The organism is Microbacterium wangyouchuni, assembly GCF_051546305.1.
Taxonomy (GTDB): Bacteria; Actinomycetota; Actinomycetes; order Actinomycetales; family Microbacteriaceae; genus Microbacterium.
Map to the genome: position 1 here is coordinate 66,364 of NZ_JBPTMA010000007.1, position 19,944 is coordinate 86,307.

Sequence of the window (19,944 nt, forward strand, 5' to 3'; positions counted from 1 at the left end):
ATCAGTCTTCGAACACGCTGATGATCGGGAGGGCGTTCGTCATGACCGGAACGGATGCCGACAGCCGTGTGCCGTCCTCACGTCGGGCGTCCTGGAACGCGCGCAGGGTCGGGCGTCCGGGAATGACCGGCCCCTGATCTGCCAGCGCGACCACGACATCCTGCTCTGCAGTCACGGTGCATTCCTCCCCGCGAACAGTGAACGACACGGGGTCACCGTCTCGCACAGCCACCCTCAGTTCTTCCCGCGTCAGCGTCACATCCAGTGTCGTACCCTGCCACTGCAGCGGATACGACAGCGACGGCCACTCCGCGGGCAGCCGCGGGTCGAAGCTCAACTCCCCGGCGTGGTCGCGCATGCCACCGAATCCGCACACGAGCGCCGTCCAGACGCCACCGGCCGATGCGACATGCACACCGTCTGACGAGTTGTGGTGCAGGTCGCCGAGATCGACGAACAGCGACTGCTGAAAGTACTCCAGCGCGAGATCCTGATACCCGACCTCGGCGGCAAGAATCGCCTGCACCACGGCCGACAGCGTCGAATCCCCGGTGGTCAGCGGGTCGTAGTACTGGAAATCTGCGAGCTTCTCCTCGGCGGTGAAATGGTTCCCCTGCAGGAAGAGTGCGAGCACGACATCCGCCTGCTTGAGCACCTGGAAGCGGTAGATCACCAGCGGGTGGAAGTGCAGCAATAGCGGATGCTGCTCTTTAGGCGTGTGCTCGAGATCCCAGATCTCGCGTTCGAGGAACATGGCGTCCTGCGGGTGGATGCCCAGTCGCTCGCTGTACGGGATGTTGATCGCCTCGGCGGCCTGATCCCAGGCATCCGGTTCGCCTTCTCCCAGCCCCACGCGCTCGACGAGCGCCTCGTACGCGGCCGGGTCATCCTCGGCGATCTCACGCACAACACGGGCGGCATAACGCAGGTTGTGCCTGGCCATCACGTTGGTGAACAGGTTGTCGTTGACGACGGTGGTGTACTCGTCGGGCCCGGTGACACCGTGGATGTGGAAGGTGTCGGTCTCTGGATGGCGACCGACGCCAGTCGACGCACCGTTCGACGTGCGCCAGAACCCGAGCGTCGCCCACAGCCGGGCCGTCTCAACGGCAACATCTGCGCCCTCGCGATGAAGGAAGTCGTCGTCGCCGGTCGCCCGTACGTATTTTCCGAGTGCGAAGTTGATGTCGGCGTTGATGTGGTACTGCGCGGTACCGGCGGCATAGTACGCCGATGCCTCTTCACCGTTGATGGTCCGCCAGGGAAACAGGGCGCCCGCTTCGTTCAGCTGGGATGCCCGGCGCCGGGCGGCCGGCAGCATGAGCACCCGGGCGCGCAGCGCGTTGCGTGCCCACTGCGGTGTCGTATAGGTCAAGAACGGCAGCACGTAGATCTCGGTGTCCCAGAAGTAGTGGCCGCTGTAGCCAGACCCGGTGAGGCCCTTGGCCGGCACGCCGGTCCCGTCAGCGCGCGCAGAGGCCTGTGCGAGCTGGAACAGGCACCAGCGGGTGGCCTGCTGCAGGTCGTCGCGCCCTTCGATCCGCACATCGGAGCGATCCCAGAAGCCGGTAAGCCACTCAGTCTGCTTGCGGTATTGCTCGTCGACACCCTCGATGGCGGCTCGATCGAGCGAGCGGCGGCATCGGTCGATGAGCTCACGCGGTGGGACTCCGCGAGAGGTGTGATAGCTGACGAGTTTGGTGATCCGAATCGGGATGCCGGCCTTGGCCTGCACCCGGATCACATTCTTCGCGATGTCGGGTTCGATGTACTGACGTGCGCTGTAGTCGTTGTCGGTTTCGATCACGTGATCGGCGACGACGGCGACCGTCATACCGGAATCGGCGACCCGGTACGACAGCGCAGAGCGCAAGCCGTCCTGCCAGTACTCGCCCGGCTCCAGCACTCGCTCCGTGATCCGCTCGCTCTTGCGCGGGTCGAAGCCGGCCTGCTGCTTCTTCCCCATCGGATCACCGGTGTAGACGTTGCCGCCGTCCTGACGGTTCAGCAGCTGGCAGCTGATCGTGACTGGGGCATCCGAGTTCTCCACCGTGATGTCCAGACGCAGGATCGCGAGGTGGCGCTCTTCGAAGCTGACCAGACGCTCATCGCGCATGCGGATCCGCTTGCCACTGGGGGTTTCCCACACGGTGATCCGCTCCAGAACTCCGGTGCGCATATCCAGCGTGCGCGAATACTCGCGCACATCGGCCTCGTCGAAGGAGAGCGGCTCGTCATCGACGTAGACGCGCATGACCTTGGCATCCGGAGCGTTGACGATGGTCTGTCCGACCTCGGCGAAGCCGTATGCCTGCTCAGCGTGGCGGATCGGCCAGGTCTCGTGCAGTCCATTGACGAAGGTGCCATGCTCATGCGCTCCGCGGCCTTCGATGTGGTTTCCGCGCAGGCCGAGATAGCCATTGGCCACCGCAAAGATCGTCTCGGAGACGCCGTCCTCGGTGTACCGCGTCTCGGTGAGACGCCACGGGTCGACGGGAAAGCGGTCGCGATCGATCATGCGGTCTCCGGGGCATCGGTGTCGGGCGGGAGCAGTCGGGCAAGGTCGTCGATGACAGTGGTGGCGCCGACTTCCCGGAGCACGACGGCACCGGCACCTCGATCGACGCCGATGACAGTCGCGTAACCGGCAGCGGCAGCCGAAGCGACGCCGGCCACAGCATCCTCCACGGCCACGCTCGCGCCCGGGTTCACACCCAGCGAGACGGCTCCGGCGCGGAACATGTCCGGCGCGGGCTTAGACGCGAGCCCGTCGCGTGCGGCGACTTTGCCGTCGATGACGACGGTGAAGAAATCGCGGATGCCGGCGGTCTCCAGAACCTCCTCGGCGTTCGACGAGCTGGACACGACCCCCATCGGCACGCCTGCTGCGGCCAACACCTCGAGCAGTGCGAGCGAGCCGGGGAACGGTGCGACACCACCAGCGCGCAGCGCGGCAGCGAACGCGGCGTTCTTACGGTTGCCGATGCCGCAGATGGTCTGCATATCGGGCCCATCACCGGGATCTCCCCAGGGAATCTCCACATTTCGGCTGCGCAGCAGACTCGCGACGCCGTCGTAGCGGCGCTTGCCGTCGACGTACGCGTAATAGTCGGCATCGGTGTAGGCCGGCGCGACCCCCCAGAGCTCGAACACCTCCGCGAAGACCGCTGTCCAGGCGCGCATGTGCACCTCGGCGGTGGGAGTGAGCACTCCATCAAGATCGAACAGCACGCCTTCGGCGCGGCGCAGGTCGGGCACGGTTTCGGGCACGCAGTCCTCCAAACAGCGAGAAAGAATGGTCCGGCACCTCGGTGCCATCAGGCCAGCGTATCGGGGCCCCGGGGTCCGGGAGAAGACCAGCGCCGAACGCACACGCCTCTTACAGACTCAGCCCCACGGATGTGTTGCTGTAGATGTCGGGCTGCTCGAGCGACTTCACCAAAAAATCTGCCACTGAGGCGCGCGGGATCGGGCGGGACATCGGTGGCATCCCCTCGAATGTCTCGACATAATCCGCGATGAACGCGGCATCGTTCAGTGAGGTGGGCCGGGCAACGGTGACGTTGAGTCCGGCCGCATTGATGTGATCGAGCGCAGCGCGGTGATCGGCGAGCGCGTTGCGCAGCACCCAGGCGATGCCCTTTCCGATCACACCGGTCAGCTCGCCATCGACACCGGCCGAGGCGCAGTACGCGATGCGGCTCACACCCGCCTGTTGCATCCCGCGGATGATGTTCTGCGTCATCCGCTCGAGTTCGTTGGATCTCTTCAGAGCCTGCGACGATGACAGCGCCGAGATCACGGCATCGTGCCCCGAGACGGCATCAATGACCGCGGCCGCATCGAAAGCGTCACCCTGCCGGATAGTGACGCCGTCCTGCTGTTCGAGTTTTTCGGGGGTTCGCACGAAGGCGGTGACGTCGTGACCTGCCGCGAGCGCGCGCCGCACGGCGTGCTGACCGACGCCGCCGGTGGCGCCGAAGATGATGATCCTCATGCTGCGCTCAGCGCCTGGCGAGCGATCTCGAGCTCTTCATCCGTCGGCACAACGAGAACATCGACCGTCGAAGCATCCGTCGAGATGCGGCGGATGCCTGGCGCGCGCGTGGCGTTGCGCTCAGCATCGATCTCGACGCCGAGGAAGCCGAGCGTAGCGAGGGCCTCTGCGCGAACGCGGGCGGCGTTTTCGCCGACACCGGCGGTGAAGGAGATGACATCCACCCCGCCGAGCTGGGCGATGTATGCGCCGGCGTAGGCGCGCAGCCGGTGAATGTAGACGTCGAAGGCGAGCGAAGCAGCTTGCTCCCCCGCTTCGACGCCCGCGAGGATGTCGCGCATGTCGGCGCGACCGGCAAGCCCCAGCAGGCCGCTCTTCTTGTTGAGCAACTCATCGATCTCTCGGGTGCTCATCTGCGCGACCCTGCTGAGGTGCAGCACCACCGCCGGGTCGATGTCGCCCGAGCGGGTGCCCATCACCAGCCCCTCCAGCGGTGTCATTCCCATCGACGTCTCCACCGACAGGCCACCGTCGACAGCAGTGACCGAAGCACCATTGCCGAGGTGGAAGACGATCTGCTTGAGCTCTGCGAGCGGGCGGCCCACGAAAGCCGCCGCCTGCTCAGAGACATACTTGTGGCTCGTGCCGTGAAAGCCGTAGCGGCGCACCCGGTGCCGGGCGGCGACCCTGGTGTCGATCGCATAGGTGTAAGCGGCCGGTGGCAGCGTCTGATGGAATGCCGTATCGAAGATCGCGACGTGGGGCACGTCGGCAAAACTGCGGCGCCCGGCGCGGATGCCGGCGACGGCGCCCGGGTTGTGCAGCGGCGCGAGCACCGAGAGGTCTTCGATGTTGATCTCGATGAGGTCGTCGATAACCGTGGGCGCGAAGAAGCGCGCTCCGCCGTGGACGACGCGGTGGCCGACAGCGACGGGCGGATGCTCGGAAAGCTGCGGGCCGTGCTCGGCGAACTGCTCGAGCATCACCGACATCGCCTCGTCATGATCGGCGATGCGGCGCTCGCTGCGGTGATCGATGTCCAGCAGCGTCGGGGCAGGTTCGCCGGGGCTCGTGATGCGCCGCACGGTGTGCGTGATCTCACCGGACTCCTGGCCGATCCGCTCGATGAGCCCCTCGCCGAGCGGCACCTCGCGCTCCATGTCCATGAGGCTGTACTTCAGCGAGGACGAACCGCTGTTGATGACGAGGACGACGCTCATACTGCTCCTGTCTGCGCCTGAATCGCAGTGATCGCGACGGTGTTGACGATGTCGTCGACAAGCGCTCCGCGTGACAGATCGTTGATGGGTTTGTTCAAGCCCTGCAGCACCGGGCCGATCGCGACGGCTCCGGCCGAACGCTGCACGGCTTTGTACGTGTTGTTGCCGGTGTTGAGGTCGGGGAAGACGAACACCGTTGCTCGGCCGGCGACAGCCGAATCGGGCAGCTTTGCTTTGGCGACCGCAGCGTCGGCTGCGGCGTCGTATTGGATCGGCCCCTCGACCGGAAGCTTGGGTGACCGCTCGCGTACGAGGGCGGTCGCCTCGCGAACTTTGTCGACCTCGGCGCCGGATCCTGATTCACCCGTCGAATACGACAGCATCGCCACGCGCGGGTCGATTCCGAACTGCTGTGCGGTTGCGGCCGATGAGATCGCGATGTCGGCGAGCTGGGTGCTCGTGGGGTCGGGAATCACTGCGCAGTCGCCGTAGACCAGGACTCGGTCGGCGAGCGCCATCAGGAACACGCTGGAGACGACGTCCACACCGGGGCGGGTCTTGATGATCTCGAACGAGGGCCGGATCGTGTGCGCCGTGGTGTGCGTGGCACCGGAGACCATGCCGTCGGCGAGTCCGAGGTGCACCATCAGCGTCCCAAAGTAGGAGACGTCGGTGACGGTGTCTGCGGCCTGCTGGAGTGTGATGCCCTTGTGCGCGCGCAGTCGCGCGTACTCCTCCGCGAAGCGCGCGACATACTCCGGATCGGTCGGGCTGAGGATCTGGGCAGCGGAGATGTCGATGCCCAGCTCGGTGGCGCGGACGTGAATGCTGGCCGCATCGCCGAGGATCGTCAGGTCTGCGACATCGCGAGCGATCAGCGTCGCCGCTGCGCGCAGGATGCGGTCGTCCTCACCCTCGGGCAGCACGATGCGCTTGCGGTCAGCGCGAGCACGCTCGATGAGCCCGTACTCGAACATGAGCGGTGTGACCACGCGCGATTCGGCCAGGCCCAACTGCGTGGTGAGTTCCGTGATGTCGACATGGGTCTGGAACAGCCCGAGCGCCCGGTCGTACCGATGCCGCGAGTCCGCGGCGAGACGCCCGCGCGCACCCATCACCCGTACCGCCGTGTCGTAGGTGCCGTGGTCGGTAGCGATGATCGGCACCGACGAGGCGAGCCCGTCCAGCAGTTGCTCGATCGGCGCCGGCAGGGGGAACGGCCCGTTCAAGATCACACCGGCGATCGAGGGGAATGTGCCCGCGGCATCCGCCAGGAGAATCGCCAGCAGCACCTCGGTGCGGTCGGCGGGAATGACGACGACGGCGTCCTCGGTCAGGCGCGGAAGCACATTGACCATCGACATGCCGGCGACCACCACACTCAGCGCTTCGCGCGTGAGCAGATCGGGGTCGCCCTTGACCAGGCGTCCGTCAACGGCGGCGAGGATGCCGCGGATGGATGGAGCAACCAGCGTCCGGTCCTCCGGGATCGCCCAGACCGGGGTGGTCGGAGCGTGTGCTGCGCGAACCGCATCGATGGCCGGCTGCATGGCATCAGGGTCGGCCCGGTTGACGATCACGGCGAAGAGTTCGGCGCGTTCCTCCTCGAGTTCCGACAGCGCAAGCGAGGCGATCTGTCCGACGGCGGCGGCGGTGCGCGCGGTCGAGGTGCCGAGCTGCTCGGCATGGGCCTGCTGATCGCGACCGCCGAGAACAAGCAGCACCGGGGCGCCGAGGTTGGCGGCGATGCGGGCGTTGTAGCCGAGTTCGGCGGGGCTGGCGACATCGGTGTAGTCGCTGCCGATGATCACGACGCTGTCGCACTGCGCCTCGACGGCTTTGAACCGCGAGACGATCGTGGCAAGCGCACGGTCCGGGTTGTCGCGCACCTCGTCGTAGCTGACGCCGACGCAGTCGTCGTATTCAAGATGCACGCCGTCGTGAGCGAGCATGAGCTCGAGCACGTAGTCGCGCTCCGCCGACGAGCGCGCGATCGGACGAAAAACGCCCACCCGCGGGGTCACCCGCATGAGCGCATCAAGAACTCCCAGCGCAACGGTCGATTTTCCGGAATGGCCTTCGGCCGAGGTGATGTAAATGCTACGAGCCACGCGGTAAGCCTACGCCTGGCACGGACCGGAAAGCGCTTCGACGATGGCGGTGGCATCCGTCTGGAAGCGTGCGTAGTGCTGCGGGTCGGTGTTGATCTGCACACGGTGGATGGCCAGCGTCGGCTCCATGCTCTGCCAGTCGGGCAGGCGCGCAAGGCGCGTGTAGAAGAGGGATGCGGCTCCAGCCGGGTCCATTCGTGTCTCCACGCTCCCCCACCACTCCTGCTGCTGGAACAGTCCGATGCTGCTGGTGCGCTGGCCATCCGGGTTGGTGACCCCGGATGTCTCCCAGTCGCCGTAGTCGATGTTGCGCAGACTGCTCTCGCCCATCGCTGTCATCACGCCAAGGATCTGTCCGTCGCGGGGGAACCCGTGCCCGGAGGCTGTGCGGATGATCACCGCCGCATTCTCCAGCTGCTCCCCGTTCCACCCGGCGATGCCGGACTCGGGAAAGCTCGCCGGATCCTCAGCGCACAGCACGACCGGATCATGGGCGGTCGCTACCGGGATGAGCACGATGAGCAGAGCGGACAGCGTCAATGCAGCACCGACGACGAGGCCGGGGCGCCGGGAGCGCCGCCGCCGAGATGACGGCTTCTTTCTGGCCTTCTTCGTCGGCGCTTTCTTCGTCGGCGCTTTCTTCGTCGGCGCTTTCTTCGGCGGCGCTTTCGTCATCGGCGCTGTGCTCCCGCGAGCGCGGCGATCCCTCCGCCGATGCCGCCGAACAGGTGCGCCTGCCAGGAGATTCCCGGCCCAACGCCCACGATGCCGGCGATCATCGACCCACCGTAGAGCACGATGACGATCAGGGCGATGAGCGCGTAGGCGATGCGGTGTGCGATCGGACGAGGTGACAGCACCCGCACGACGACGTACGCGAAGTAGCCGAAAACGAGACCGGACGCACCGACCGTCAGCGCGCCGGGCGCGTTCACCAGCCAAGTGCCGGCGCCGCCGATGAGAACAACGATCAGTGTGACGAACCAGAATCGGCGAGCGCCCTCGATCGCGACCAGACACCCGAGCACGAGGAACGGGAACGTGTTCGCGATCAGATGCGGCCAGCCCGAATGCAGCAGCGGTCCCAGCACGATGCCGGGGAGGCTCGCGAAGTCCCAAGAACGCAACCCGAAGCCCGTGAAAGAGCCAGGGAGCACGGCATCCGCAATCTGGATCAGCCACATCAATGCGAGCAGCGCCACGGGCGAAGCGAAGCGCGCGACGGCGTTCGGTTTCTCGGCGGCGGGAGTTGTGCTCACGTGATAATCCTCGCAGGCCCAGCTGGGCGACGCCCGGATCATCGGGACAGGATTCCGGGCAAAGAAAAGACCCTCCGCGCACCCAGCAGAGCCCGGTTACCCTTGCTACGTTTCCGTCCTGGGGGAATTGGCCTGGATGCTGCCACGCGGAGAGCCGCCAATAAGTCTACCTGCTGCGCAGAGTGCGGTGCGCCATGGTGCACTGCCCGCTCGCTGAGCCGCCCCATCCGCTCGCTGAGCCTGTCGAAGCGTGCCCCGACCACGTACGATCAATGACATCGCAGCGCCGCACGAGAGGGACCACATGCACGGCACTCAGAACTCGATCACCGCCGAGCAGTTCGAGGCGCAGACTTCGGCGATCCTGGCATCCGTCTCGCGGGTGATCGATGGCAAAGCGGATGCGGTGCGCAGCGCGCTGGTCTGCCTGCTGGCCGAGGGGCACCTGCTCATCGAGGACGTCCCCGGCGTCGGCAAGACGATGCTGGCGCGTGCGCTGGCGGCGAGCGTGGATGCCACGGTCCGTCGCATCCAGTTCACCCCCGACCTGCTGCCCGGAGATGTCACCGGCGTCTCGGTGTACAACCCGGTCGATCGGGAGTTCGAGTTCAAACACGGCGCGGTTTTCGCCCAGATCGTGATCGCCGACGAGATCAACCGCTCCTCGCCGAAGACCCAGTCCGCGCTGCTGGAGGCGATGGAGGAGGGGCAGGTCACCGTCGATGGGCAAACGCACCCGCTTCCCGATCCGTTCCTCGTGGTGGCCACGCAGAATCCGCTCGAGATGGAGGGCACCTATGCTCTGCCCGAGGCACAGCGCGACCGTTTTATGATGCGCGTGTCGATGGGATATCCGGATGCCGCGGCCGAAGCCCTCATGCTCCGTCAGCGTGACAGCGCGAATCCGCTGTCGACGATCACGCCCGTCGCCGAGGCCGCGGCGATCAAGCAGATGATCGGCTGGTCTCGGGCCGTGCACGTCTCCCCCGCCGTAGAGGAGTACGCGGTCGCACTGGCGCAGGCCACACGCAACGACCCCAGTCTGCATCTGGGTGCGAGCCCGCGGGCGACGCTGCAGCTCGTGCGCGCGTCGAAGGTGTGGGCAGCGCTGGACGGTCGAGACTTCGTGATCCCGGATGATCTGACGACCCTCATCGTGCCGGTTTTCGCGCACCGCTTGCTACCCGCACGCGGCGTTCACCGGGCCGGCGCGCAGCCGATCGAAGCGGCCCTCGGCCAGATCGTGGAGCGCGTGCGCGTCCCCCTCGCCGCTCGAGTCTGATCCGATCATGCGTCGCCGTCGCCCTCTCACCCGCCGCGGTGTCGCCGCGATCATTGCCGGGCTCCTGTGCATGATCGCAGCGAATCTGCTGGCCGCGCCGATTCTGCTGTACATCGCGATGCTGCTGTTCCTGCTGGTGATCATCGCGGTCTTCGTCGTCCACGTGCCGCGGCGCAGCGGCGGGGTCTCCCGACGCATCTCCACGGATCTGCTCACCGTGGGAGAGCAGTCCCAGGTCGCCGTGCGCTTCGACCTCCGCGCCCTGCGGGTGCCGAACGGTACCTGGCGCGATGCGCTTCCCTCGGCTGTCGTCGGCGACGCTGCAGGCGAATTCCCCACCGACAACGGCACCAATATCCGCTACGCGATCACGGGGGTGCACCGGGGCGTCTGGCCGGTCGGACCACTGCTGCTGCGCACCATCGATCCGTTCGGATTCTCCCAGCGTGAGCAGGAGTTCGGCGATACCCGCACCGTCACCATCGTGCCGGAGATCGTGCCGCTGGCCCCGATCAACAGCAATGTCGGCGCCAGCGGCGGCACCGCGCACACCGCATCGACCAGGCTCGGTCAGGGCAGCGACAACCTCTCGCCCCGGCACTACGTCTCGGGCGACTCCATGCGGCGCATCCACTGGCGGGCCACCGCGCACCGCGGGGACCTGATGGTGCGTCAGGAGGAAGAGGAAGCAAGCCCTGATGCCCTCGTCGTTCTCGATCGCACCGCCCGGCGCTGGGAACGCGCTGGTACCGGTTCCGACCCGGCGTTCGAGGCGGCCGTTTCTGCTGCAGCATCCGTCGCGCTGCATCTGGTGCACGAAGGCTACAGCGTCGACGTGCTCGATTCCGCGGGAGCTGTGCTCGGATCTCTGCGCGGACATGAGGATGATCGAGACTCGCTGCTCGTCGCCCTGGCGATGGTCACCCCTCGCGGCGAAGGGCGCGACCTCATCTCCCTCTACGACGGTGCACCGCCGGGGCCGGTAGTGATGATCACCGGGCGAATCGACGAAGAGGACGCCGCGCTCCTACGCCATGGCGGAGCATCGGCGCCGATTCTGCTGGCGTCCGATCCGCTGCCCGGCACGCTCGATGCCGCAGCCGCCTTGGGCTGGTCGTCCGCAACGCTGGGCGACGACGTGGCATCCGCCTGGGAAGACGCACTGCCGGCGCGCGTGACCACGGGAAGCGGCCATGTTCCGCGCTGAGAATCCGCCGGTGGTGCCCGTTCGTGCAGAGCGACGCGAAAGCACCCGGCAGACCGAACGCACATTTGCCGTTGCGGTTCTGACGTCGATTTCGAGCTTCCTCGTCCTTTGGCCCTATACCTCGGTGATCGCGGCGGGTGTCTGGTCACTGATGTGCATCGCCGTGATCATGCTGATCGCTGTGACCGGGTTCATCGTGCGGCAGGTGCGCTCCGGGCACGCTGATCGGCCGTGGTCGACGCTGGGTGCGCAGTTGCTCGTGTCAGTGTTGGCCCTCACCGCGATGATCGAACCGTTCGGTGCGTTCTTCGGTGTCGTCCCCACCGAGGTGACGCTGCGCTCGGTCGGGGTGCTGGCATCCGAGGCGTTCCAGCAGGTGCGGTTCGGCACGGCACCGCTGGAGAGCACCCGCGGTTTGAACGCCATGCTCGTGATCGGGTTCTGCGTCATCGCGATCCTGCTCGATCAGCTGATCGCCGCCCGCCTCGCTCTGCTGGCGGTCATCCTGGTGGCGACTGCTGGGGCGATGCCGACGATCATCACCCGCGGCGACGCCGATGTGGTGTGGTTCGTCGGGCTGGCGCTTGTAGCGCTGTTCCTGTTCCGGCACAGCACCCGGCATGACCGCACCGCGCCGCGGCAGGCGTCGGTCGGTGTCATGGTCAGCGTCGGGGCTGCCGTGATCGTCGCCGCCCTCGTCATCACACCGGTGCTGCCGGTGTCGGCCACGTGGATCGGTGCCGGCACCAGCGTGCAGCTGAACCCCTCGCTGCGACTGGGCGACGATCTGCGCCGCCCCACGCCGTTCACCGTGATGACGTTGGCGACGAAGTCCACCTCCGCCCCGTATCTGCGCATTGCGAGCCTGTCGCAGTTCGACGGTGAGACGTGGACTCCGGACGAAACCGACCGGCAACCGCTTCGTGCGGGATTCGGGGCCCCGGACTGGGCCGAAGACCTGGAGTCGATCGAGCAGCGCACCTCGATCCGGGTCAGTGGTATCGCGAGTTCGATGCTGCCGGTGCCGTTCCCCGCGACGAAGATCGTCGGGGTCTCCTCAGGCTGGCAGGTGATGCCGGACAATCGCACGGTCATCTCGTCGACACGGGATGCCGAGGGCGAGGATTACACCGTCACAACCGAGAACGTGCTGCCGACGAAAGAGCAGATTCAGGCAGCGCCCGTCACGAGCGCGTCGGCCGAGCCCGTCGAGGAGTTGCCGGCTGTGATCGGCGAGATGGCTCGCGAGGTGACGGCGGATGCTGGCACCGCCTATGACAAGCTCATCGCGCTGCAGAACTGGTTCCGGTCGCAGTTCAGCTACTCATTGGACGCCCCGGTCGACGGAGGTTTTGATGGGACAGGAGCGGAGGCGGTCGCAGAGTTCCTCGAAGCCCGCTCGGGCTACTGCATCCACTTCGCCGGCGCCTTCGCGCTGATGGCGCAGTCGATGGATATGCAGGTGCGCATCGTGGTCGGTTACCTGCCGGGCCGAATGACCGATGAGAAGCGCGGCACCGAATCGATCTACGCCGTCAGCAGCGAGCAGCTGCACGCCTGGCCGGAAGTGCACTTCGAGGGGATCGGCTGGGTGTCGTTCGAGCCGACGGCGTCGCTGGGTGTGCCGACGAGCTTCCAGGCTGCCTCGACCGGTGGCGGCTCAGCTACCGGTCCGGCTGCACCCGCGCCGAGCGCCGCACCATCGGCCGCTCCCACGAACGGTCCGGAGATCGATCGGGATCAGGGCGGGACCTCAACCGCTGACGGACAGCCGCTGCGCCAGCTGAATCCGACACCGGTGATGCTGGGCGTGCTGGGCGCAGTTCTCGTGCTGTTGCTGCCCGCGCTGGTCCGGTTCGTGCTTTACCTCGTGCGGCGCGGTCGCGCTCGTGACGGCGATGCGATGACAGCCTGGCGGGAGGTGCAGGACACGCTGATCGATCTGCGGTTGCCTGCCTCCGAGGCCGACAGCCCGCGCGTGCGGGGGGCCGCGTTGGTGAAGAGCGGTGCGGATCCGGCGATGGTGCGGGTGCTGGTGGATGCTGTCGAGCGCGCGAGCTTCGCCCGCACGGCCGGCGATGCCGGAGACCTCTCCCCCGCCGTCGCACAGATCACCGGTGAACTGCGACGCAGCGTCGATTTCCGCGCACGGGCGGCTGCAGCGCTGGTACCCCGGTCGCTGTTCGTCTCGCGGACGGCGGCTGGCACGGCGATCTCTGGGGCCCGCTGACGCGTCTGTGCCGGCTGCGGGTCAGCTGACTGCGGCGTGCTCCTCGCAGGGCACGGTCACGCACGACTCGCAGACGACGAACTGGCGGCGGCACGAAGCATCCGGGCAGTTGGCGGTGCGTTTGCTGGCAGTGCCGCAGCCGACGCAGGTGCCGATCACGGCGGCGTGATCGCTGAAGTCGATCGAGCCGCGCTTGTCAAAGACGTAGAGCGACCCCTCCCACAGGCCATCGTCACCGAACTTCTCGCCGTAGCGGACGATGCCGCCGTCGAGCTGGTAGACCTCGCCGAAACCGCGAGCGGCCATCAGGCTGGAGAGAACTTCGCAACGGATTCCGCCCGTGCAATAGGTGACGACGGGCTTGCCCTTCAGATCGTCATAAGCTCCGGAATCAAGCAGCTCGACGAAGTCACGGGTGGTTTCGGTATCGGGCACGACAGCATCCTTGAATCGCCCGATCTCCGCCTCCAGCGAGTTGCGCCCATCGAAGAAGACGACGTCGTCGCGCTCAGCGAGTAGCGCGTGCAGGTCGTCCGGGCTCAGCCTGGTGCCGCCGCCGACGACTCCAGCCTCATCGACTTGGAGTTCCCCGGGGGCGCCGAACGAGACAATCTCATCTCGCACCTTGACGCTGAGCTTGGGGAAGTCGAGGCTGCGGCCGTCGGCATCCAGTCCCGTGCCCTCACTCCATTTGATGTCAGCGTCGCGGAAGGCCGGGAAGGAGCGGAACGAGCGCGCCCACTTCTTCAGCGCCGCGAGGTCTCCGCCGAGGGTGCCGTTGACGCCGTCCTTCGAGATGATCAGGCGTCCGCGCAGACCCAGCGCCTCACCGAAGTCACGCTGCCACAACCGGATAGCATCCGGGTCGGCGAGCGGGGTGAAGGCGTAGAAGAGAACGATCTTGGGAGTTGCCACGGTGCCGATTTTACGCGGGTCGCCTGTGCGGACTCAGCGCACCACTCGACCGGAGACGCAGCCCTCGGTCTCACCGGTGGTGCCGGTGATGCTCGGCGGCAGCGCGACGGCGGTCTCACCCGGCGCCGGTGAGGGAGCCTCCCCCTCGACCGGGACCTCGACATCGACGGGAGCCTCAGGCTCGACCGGGGCCTCCGGCGCTTGCCCCGCGGCGTCGGCGAGCAGCAGCGGCTCGTTGCGCTCGAGCGCTTCGAACAGCTGGTCCGCAGCATCCCTGATCGGAATGAGCCGGTTCGGGTCATCCGGAGCGTCGGCTACCGGATACCGGACGAAGGCGTAATCCGAGACGGGGATGTCCTTCAGAGCCAGCCCCATCTCCACGAGCGTCACCGGATTGGTCAGCGTGGTGCTCGGGTCGATCGCCGACAGCGTCGTGCGTGCCAGTTTAAGCAGCAGCCCGGGATTAGTGAGCACCTGTTCGCTGGTGATCTTTCGCACCAGACTCGACATGTACAGCTGCTGGTTGCCGATGCGGTTCAGATCGCTGCCGTCCTCGGTCGAGTACCGCGCGCGCAGGAACGCAAGCGCATCCTGCCCGACGAGGTTGTGCGTGCCCGGCTGCAGATCAATGCCGGAGTCGGCATCCTTCATCGCGGTCGCCACGCAGATATCGACGCCGCCGACCGCGTTGGTCACCTCGATCACGCCACCCCAGTTGATGGATGCCGCATACTGCACATCGACGCCGGTGAGATCCTCGATCGTCCGGGCGGAGCAGGCGAGCCCGCCGATGCTGAACGCGGAGTTGATCATCTGACGGTACTGCGGCGCGCTCTCGCCGCCGTCGGTGTCGCACGAGGGGATGTCGACGAGCAGGTCCCGGGGGAAGCTGACCACGGTGACCCGGCGCGGTTCGTCGGAGATGTTCACCAGCATGAGCACATCACTGCGCACACCATCTTCCGGATTCGCGCAACGGTCGCCGAAAAGATCAGCGTATTCGGGCTCGCAATTGTCCGTGCCCGCGACGAGGATGTTCGCACCGGTGGTGAGTTCGGAGAATCCGGGTGGCGGGTCGCCGCCGAGGTCGACAGCGTCGGCCGTGTAGGTCGCACCGAGGTCGCCGACGACCCAGCCGGTGATGCCGACGGCGGCGACGAGCACCGTCGCCAGCGCGACCCCGACCATCTTCAGCAACTGCCCGCCTGCCGACGGCGTGTGCTGCTGCCCGTGCTGGGCGATCGTCGATCGCTGTGGCTGTCGTCCCATCCGCACAGCATAACGACGCCGTGTTGTGAGCTGGCACGGAGACCACAAAGGATCGGATAGACTGTTCAGGTTGTTCCCTGGTGACGTGTCCGAGCGGCCGAAGGAGCACGCTTGGAAAGCGTGTGTTGTGCAAGCAACCGAGGGTTCGAATCCCTCCGTCACCGCCAGAAATCAGTGGGCCTCGCATCGCGAGGCCCACTTTTTCGTTTCCGCCGTACGTTCGTACGCGCCCCTCGGTCGCAACTACTACCCACTCCCGTCGCAGTTCGTGCTGCTAAAACACCGGAATAGCAGCAGCAATTGCGACCGGAGCATGAGTCGTACTGCACGCACGGCACACGTGACGGACGCGGCGCGGGACGCGGACGGGGGCACGGACGCGACGGGTCAGAAGCGGATGCCGTAGGCCTGGCCGCCGGGTTCGGCAGGCAGCGACTCCAGGCCGAGCCGCTCATAGAACGCGGCAGCACCGGCGTTCGCCGGGTCCATTCCCAGGTGCAACCCGGCCACGCCGCGGCGGCGCAACTCTGCGAACAGGGTCTCGATGAGCTGCCGTCCGAGCCCCAGCCCCTGGGTCTCGGCCAACAGATCGATGTGCAGGTGCGCGGGGTACGCCGCCGCATTCCGCTCGCGCCCGGGTCCGCGCTGATAGCCGTAGGTGATCAGCTTCTCCTCGCGCGTCACCGCCTCGACCGGACGAGGAAAACGCGCGGCAAACTGCCGCCACCACTCATCGCGAAACCACTGCTCAAAAGCATCCGTGTCGTCAGTCGCGACGATGTATCCGATCGTCCGCGCGTCATCGGATTCGACAACCCAGGCAAGATCCGGATGCCGTTCGGCATAGGGCACCGCGAACAGCAGCCCCCAGAGCTCGTCGTCGCTCAAGATCCCCGTTGCATCAGCACCGGCATCCGCTGTCCTCACGCAGATCTCGAACAGCGCCGGGCGGTCGCTCGCGCGATACCGGCGGATCGTCACCGGGGCGCTTCCGTCTCGGACAGAGGCGGGGAACCCTGTGCCCACACCACCATGATGCTGCCGACGATCAGCGTCACCCCGGCGCCCACGAGCATCCCCCCGATCGTGTCGGTCAGCCAGTGCACCGACAGCGCGGTGCGCGACAGTGCCATCGCCAATGTCCAGAACACCGCGATCAGCACCACCCACAACCGCGGAAAAAGCAGCACCGCCAGCATCGCGAGTGTCGCCGCATTCGCTGTATGCCCCGAGGGGAATGAACCGAAATCGCTCGCGACGAGCATGTCCACCGGCCGCGCACGACCGAAGAGACTCTTAAGCAGCTGAACCGCACCGACACTGACCAGCAGCGTCACAGCGACAAAGACCGCCGCCTGCCAGCGCTTCACCAGCAGCAGCGCCGCGACGATGAGCAACGGGATCAGATAGGTTGCGATCCACCCGCCACCGACATGGTTGAACACATCGGCAAGGCCAACGAGAAACTCGGACCGGATGCTGACCATCACCGCGTTCCAGCCAGTGTCGATCGCGATCGGAGCATCCGGTCCTGCCGCAGTGAGCGAGGACCCCAGGGCGATCGCGGCAAGAATCGCGCCGACGCCCCACCAGAGCAGTGCCGGACGAGTCATCCGCCCATTCTGTCGCAGAACCGTGCGCAAAGGCTACGGATTCAGCATTCCGACCGTACGCGGACGCACGATCAGCCAGAGAGCGAGGATGCCGATGACCGCGCATCCGACCATCACCGAGGCCATCGTCGTCGCGGTGATTCCTGCGCCGGCCGAGATGAGCCCCACAACCGGAGAGATGATCGCGGCGACGCCGTTGTTGCTCGCGCCGAGCACTGACGCAGCGGTGCCCGCTGCCTTGCCGTGGCGGTCCAGCGCCAACACCTGCACGCATGGGAACGAGAACCCGCAGGCCGTCATGAACACGAACAGCGGGATGACCGTTCCCCAGAATCCGAGGCCGAGCTGGTCGTCGAGCACGATCGCGGCTCCGCTGACCAACAGTACGGCGGTCGAGAATGCGAGCACCCACTGCGGTCCGAACCGGGCCGCCAGCCGTGATGCGACCTGCACGCCGACGACGACTCCGACCGAGTTGGCCGCGAACAGCCAGCCGTACTCCTGCGCGTTCAGACCGTGGGTTTCCTGGAACAGGAACGGGGATGCGGAGAGGTAGGAGAACAGTCCAGAGAAGGTCATCGCGCCGATGATGAGCACACCGACGAACACACGGTCGCTGAAGACGCTGCGGTAGCGCTGCCAGATCGTGGTGCTGCCGCGGTCATTGCGGCGCTCCTTCGGCAGGGTCTCCGGAATGAACAGCATCGCGCACAGCAGCATGACCGCGCCGTAACCGGCGAGCACGACGAAGATACCGCGCCACGGCATGATTCCCAGCAGCCATGAGCCGATCAGGGGTGCAACGACCGGCGCGACACCGGACACCAGCGCCAGCCGCGAGAGCATCACGACGAGTCGGCGCCCGCCGAACAGGTCGCGGACGATCGCCATCGCGACAACACCACCGGCAGCAGCACCGACACCCATCAGCACGCGCGTGCCGCCCAACAGCAGCAGATCCGGGGCGACGGCTGCGGCGATGCTTGCCAGCACGTGCAATGCTGTCACGACGATCAGCGGGATACGCCGACCGACCTTGTCGGACAGCGGCCCCACGACCAGCTGACCGACGGCGAAGCCGATCATCGTGCCGGTGAGTGTCAGCTGGATCGCAGCCGATGTGGTGTTGAAGTCCTGCTCGAGCACGGGGAATGCCGGCAGGTACAGATCGATCGTGAACGGGCCCAGCGCCGTGAGTGCCCCGAGCACGATGATGTATAGCACCCGGCGCGCGTTGGAGATCGCATCTCCCGGGTGCAGCATGATCGGCGCGGTCGCCGGATCCGCCCCGAGAGTGCGAATGGCGCTCGTGGGCGTGCTGGTGCGGATTGTTCCGGTGATGGCCCGGATGCTGCCGGTCGGAGTTCGCTGAGGATCAGGAGTGGATGACGGGGAGGGTGTTGAATCGTTCAAGATTCCCCAATCCTACGCGCGCGATCTGACCCGCGACGGAACTCAGACCGAGATGCGCGCGAGCCCCTGCTCGAGGTCGGCGATGAGGTCGGCGATGTCTTCGATGCCCACGGACAGTCGTACGACGTTTTCCGGCACGGCGAGCTCGGTGCCGCGTACGGAGGCGTGGGTCATCTCGGGCGGGTAGCCGATCAGTGATTCCACACCGCCGAGAGACTCTGCCAGCTGGAACAGCTCGGTCGACTCAGCGAATGCCCGTGCGGCGGCGGGTCCTGCAGTCAGCGCGAGTGACAGCATCCCCCCGAACCCGCTCATCTGCCGCGCCGCGATCTCGTGGCCGGGATGCGAGGCAAGTCCCGGGTAGAAGACCGTCTCGAACTCAGGGCGGGCCTCGGCCCATTCGGCAATCGCCTGCGCGTTGGCGGTGTGCTGACGCATCCGCACGGCGAGCGTCTTGATGCCGCGCGTGGTGAGCCATCCGTCCAGCGGAGCGGAGACCGCCCCGACGGCGAACTGCTGGAACTTGATCTGCTCGTAGAAACGATCATCGGCAAAGACGACCGCGCCGCCGAGCACATCGGAGTGTCCGCCGAGGTATTTGGTGGTCGAGTGCACGACGAGGTCTGCGCCGAGCGCGAGCGGCTGCTGCAGGGCAGGCGATGCGAAGGTGTTGTCGACGACCACCAGGGCACCGGCTGCGTGCGCGATTTCTGCAATCGCCGCGATGTCGACGATCTTCAGCAGCGGGTTACTCGGCGTCTCGAGCCAGACGATCTTCGTCTCGGGTCGCAGCGCCTGCTGAATCGCTGCAGCATCGCCGAGTTCGACCGTCGTGGTCTCGATGCCCCAGGGCGCGAGCACCTTGGTCAGCAGCCGGTAGGTTCCGCCGTAGACGTCGTTGCCGAGCAGTACATGGTCTCCCGGGCGGAGGATCCCGCGCAGCAGAGCGTCTTCGGCGGCGAGGCCGGAGGCGAAGGACAGTGCGTGCGAGCCGCCTTCGAGCGCGGCCAACTGCGTCTCGAGGGAGGAGCGCGTCGGGTTTCCGGCACGGTTGTACTCGTAGCCTTCGCGGAAGCCGCCGATGCCGTCCTGCACATGCGTGGAGGCCTGGTAGATCGGCGGGATGATCGCGCCGGTGCGCGGGTCGGCCGATTGACCGGCGTGGATGGCTCGGGTGGCGAAAGCGTGGTCGGACATGCCCTCAGCCTACGACCGCGGCTCCGCTGCCGCCCCTCCCATTACGCCCCGAGACGCCCCGCTCCCCCTCCCCCGCCGCTTGCGAGTGGCCATTTGTGGCTCAAAAATCGCGGGCAAAGTCAAATGGTCTGGGCAACGTTGGTAGTTATGCTGCGAGGAGCAGCTGGTTGAGCCGGTTGGCTGGGGTCTGAAGCTCGAGGGTCGGGCGGGGGCGGCGATTCAGGATCGCGG

General features: G+C 66.5%; 16 protein-coding genes, 1 tRNA gene and 1 other RNA gene. 4 read left to right on the forward strand and 14 right to left on the reverse strand.

Annotation, left to right across the window (positions count from 1 at the left end):
* Position 1: 1 nt before the first annotated feature.
* From ACSS7Z_RS14160 to ffs, 8 genes are all read right to left on the reverse strand, one after another.
* Entirely contained in the window at positions 2 to 2,518 is a 2,517-nt protein-coding gene (locus tag ACSS7Z_RS14160) for a glycoside hydrolase family 65 protein (RefSeq protein WP_438255515.1), read from the reverse strand.
* Positions 2,515 to 3,270, reverse strand: coding sequence for an HAD-IA family hydrolase (locus tag ACSS7Z_RS14165; protein WP_438255516.1), 756 nt, complete (start codon positions 3,268 to 3,270; stop codon positions 2,515 to 2,517). Before ACSS7Z_RS14165 ends, ACSS7Z_RS14160 begins: the two co-directional genes overlap by 4 nt.
* A gap of 109 nt (positions 3,271 to 3,379) precedes the next feature.
* Positions 3,380 to 3,997 carry an NAD(P)-dependent oxidoreductase gene (locus ACSS7Z_RS14170; RefSeq protein WP_438255517.1) on the reverse strand — a complete coding sequence of 206 codons (618 nt, stop codon included), beginning with the start codon at positions 3,995 to 3,997 and terminating at the stop codon, positions 3,380 to 3,382.
* The gene (locus ACSS7Z_RS14175; protein ID WP_438255518.1) at positions 3,994 to 5,217 is read right to left on the reverse strand and encodes an acetate/propionate family kinase; all 1,224 of its coding nucleotides are present in this window, start codon (positions 5,215 to 5,217) and stop codon (positions 3,994 to 3,996) included. Before ACSS7Z_RS14175 ends, ACSS7Z_RS14170 begins: the two co-directional genes overlap by 4 nt.
* Complete coding sequence (gene pta, locus ACSS7Z_RS14180) at positions 5,214 to 7,328, reverse strand: phosphate acetyltransferase (protein ID WP_438255519.1); 2,115 nt, start codon at positions 7,326 to 7,328, stop codon at positions 5,214 to 5,216. The genes ACSS7Z_RS14175 and pta overlap by 4 nt, the downstream gene beginning before the upstream one ends.
* A gap of 9 nt (positions 7,329 to 7,337) precedes the next feature.
* Complete coding sequence (locus tag ACSS7Z_RS14185) at positions 7,338 to 8,003, reverse strand: hypothetical protein (RefSeq protein WP_438255520.1); 666 nt, start codon at positions 8,001 to 8,003, stop codon at positions 7,338 to 7,340.
* Positions 8,000 to 8,587 carry a rhomboid family intramembrane serine protease gene (locus ACSS7Z_RS14190; RefSeq protein ID WP_438255521.1) on the reverse strand — a complete coding sequence of 196 codons (588 nt, stop codon included), beginning with the start codon at positions 8,585 to 8,587 and terminating at the stop codon, positions 8,000 to 8,002. Before ACSS7Z_RS14190 ends, ACSS7Z_RS14185 begins: the two co-directional genes overlap by 4 nt.
* A 62-nt stretch (positions 8,588 to 8,649) precedes the next feature.
* An RNA gene (gene ffs, locus ACSS7Z_RS14195) (signal recognition particle sRNA small type) lies at positions 8,650 to 8,746 on the reverse strand.
* Between the two features lie 145 nt (positions 8,747 to 8,891).
* On the opposite strand from ffs, the gene ACSS7Z_RS14200 reads away from it, so the two are divergent.
* From ACSS7Z_RS14200 to ACSS7Z_RS14210, 3 genes are read left to right on the forward strand one after another with little or no spacing between them, the layout of a single operon-like run.
* Positions 8,892 to 9,869, forward strand: a complete 978-nt coding sequence (locus tag ACSS7Z_RS14200) for an AAA family ATPase (protein WP_438255531.1) — start codon at positions 8,892 to 8,894, stop codon at positions 9,867 to 9,869.
* Between the two features lie 7 nt (positions 9,870 to 9,876).
* Complete coding sequence (locus tag ACSS7Z_RS14205) at positions 9,877 to 11,076, forward strand: DUF58 domain-containing protein (RefSeq protein ID WP_438255522.1); 1,200 nt, start codon at positions 9,877 to 9,879, stop codon at positions 11,074 to 11,076.
* Positions 11,063 to 13,306 carry a transglutaminase TgpA family protein gene (locus ACSS7Z_RS14210; protein ID WP_438255523.1) on the forward strand — a complete coding sequence of 748 codons (2,244 nt, stop codon included), beginning with the start codon at positions 11,063 to 11,065 and terminating at the stop codon, positions 13,304 to 13,306. The genes ACSS7Z_RS14205 and ACSS7Z_RS14210 overlap by 14 nt, the downstream gene beginning before the upstream one ends.
* A 21-nt stretch (positions 13,307 to 13,327) precedes the next feature.
* On the opposite strand, the gene trhO is transcribed toward ACSS7Z_RS14210, so the two are convergent.
* Together trhO and ACSS7Z_RS14220 are read right to left on the reverse strand one after the other, a co-directional pair.
* On the reverse strand, positions 13,328 to 14,221 hold the full coding sequence (gene trhO, locus ACSS7Z_RS14215; protein ID WP_438255524.1) for an oxygen-dependent tRNA uridine(34) hydroxylase TrhO: 894 nt from the start codon (positions 14,219 to 14,221) through the stop codon (positions 13,328 to 13,330).
* A 33-nt stretch (positions 14,222 to 14,254) separates the two neighbouring features.
* Complete coding sequence (locus ACSS7Z_RS14220) at positions 14,255 to 15,490, reverse strand: LCP family protein (protein WP_438255525.1); 1,236 nt, start codon at positions 15,488 to 15,490, stop codon at positions 14,255 to 14,257.
* Positions 15,491 to 15,569: 79 nt separating this feature from the next.
* On the opposite strand from ACSS7Z_RS14220, the gene ACSS7Z_RS14225 reads away from it, so the two are divergent.
* A tRNA-Ser gene (locus ACSS7Z_RS14225) sits at positions 15,570 to 15,657 on the forward strand.
* 220 nt (positions 15,658 to 15,877) lie between these two features.
* Here ACSS7Z_RS14225 and ACSS7Z_RS14230 read toward each other — a convergent pair.
* From ACSS7Z_RS14230 to ACSS7Z_RS14245, 4 genes are all read right to left on the reverse strand, one after another.
* Positions 15,878 to 16,471 carry a GNAT family N-acetyltransferase gene (locus tag ACSS7Z_RS14230; protein WP_438255526.1) on the reverse strand — a complete coding sequence of 198 codons (594 nt, stop codon included), beginning with the start codon at positions 16,469 to 16,471 and terminating at the stop codon, positions 15,878 to 15,880.
* The gene (locus ACSS7Z_RS14235; protein WP_438255527.1) at positions 16,468 to 17,103 is read right to left on the reverse strand and encodes a phosphatase PAP2 family protein; all 636 of its coding nucleotides are present in this window, start codon (positions 17,101 to 17,103) and stop codon (positions 16,468 to 16,470) included. Before ACSS7Z_RS14235 ends, ACSS7Z_RS14230 begins: the two co-directional genes overlap by 4 nt.
* A gap of 33 nt (positions 17,104 to 17,136) precedes the next feature.
* Positions 17,137 to 18,366 carry a multidrug effflux MFS transporter gene (locus tag ACSS7Z_RS14240; protein WP_438255532.1) on the reverse strand — a complete coding sequence of 410 codons (1,230 nt, stop codon included), beginning with the start codon at positions 18,364 to 18,366 and terminating at the stop codon, positions 17,137 to 17,139.
* A gap of 192 nt (positions 18,367 to 18,558) precedes the next feature.
* Positions 18,559 to 19,713 carry a cystathionine gamma-synthase gene (locus tag ACSS7Z_RS14245; protein WP_438255528.1) on the reverse strand — a complete coding sequence of 385 codons (1,155 nt, stop codon included), beginning with the start codon at positions 19,711 to 19,713 and terminating at the stop codon, positions 18,559 to 18,561.
* Between the last annotated feature and the right edge of the window lie 231 nt (positions 19,714 to 19,944).

What these genes read in the sequence shown, in the direction of transcription:
- ACSS7Z_RS14235 (WP_438255527.1), bottom strand. Translation starts at nt 17,103, where the DNA reads ATGACTCGTCCGGCACTGCTCTGGTGGGGCGTCGGCGCGATTCTTGCC.
- ACSS7Z_RS14205 (WP_438255522.1), top strand. Translation starts at nt 9,877, where the DNA reads ATGCGTCGCCGTCGCCCTCTCACCCGCCGCGGTGTCGCCGCGATCATT.
- ACSS7Z_RS14220 (WP_438255525.1), bottom strand. Translation starts at nt 15,490, where the DNA reads ATGGGACGACAGCCACAGCGATCGACGATCGCCCAGCACGGGCAGCAG.
- ACSS7Z_RS14185 (WP_438255520.1), bottom strand. Translation starts at nt 8,003, where the DNA reads ATGACGAAAGCGCCGCCGAAGAAAGCGCCGACGAAGAAAGCGCCGACG.
- ACSS7Z_RS14240 (WP_438255532.1), bottom strand. Translation starts at nt 18,366, where the DNA reads ATGCTGCACCCGGGAGATGCGATCTCCAACGCGCGCCGGGTGCTATAC.
- ACSS7Z_RS14245 (WP_438255528.1), bottom strand. Translation starts at nt 19,713, where the DNA reads ATGTCCGACCACGCTTTCGCCACCCGAGCCATCCACGCCGGTCAATCG.
- ACSS7Z_RS14160 (WP_438255515.1), bottom strand. Translation starts at nt 2,518, where the DNA reads ATGATCGATCGCGACCGCTTTCCCGTCGACCCGTGGCGTCTCACCGAG.
- ACSS7Z_RS14210 (WP_438255523.1), top strand. Translation starts at nt 11,063, where the DNA reads ATGTTCCGCGCTGAGAATCCGCCGGTGGTGCCCGTTCGTGCAGAGCGA.
- ACSS7Z_RS14170 (WP_438255517.1), bottom strand. Translation starts at nt 3,997, where the DNA reads ATGAGGATCATCATCTTCGGCGCCACCGGCGGCGTCGGTCAGCACGCC.
- ACSS7Z_RS14200 (WP_438255531.1), top strand. Translation starts at nt 8,892, where the DNA reads ATGCACGGCACTCAGAACTCGATCACCGCCGAGCAGTTCGAGGCGCAG.
- ACSS7Z_RS14175 (WP_438255518.1), bottom strand. Translation starts at nt 5,217, where the DNA reads ATGAGCGTCGTCCTCGTCATCAACAGCGGTTCGTCCTCGCTGAAGTAC.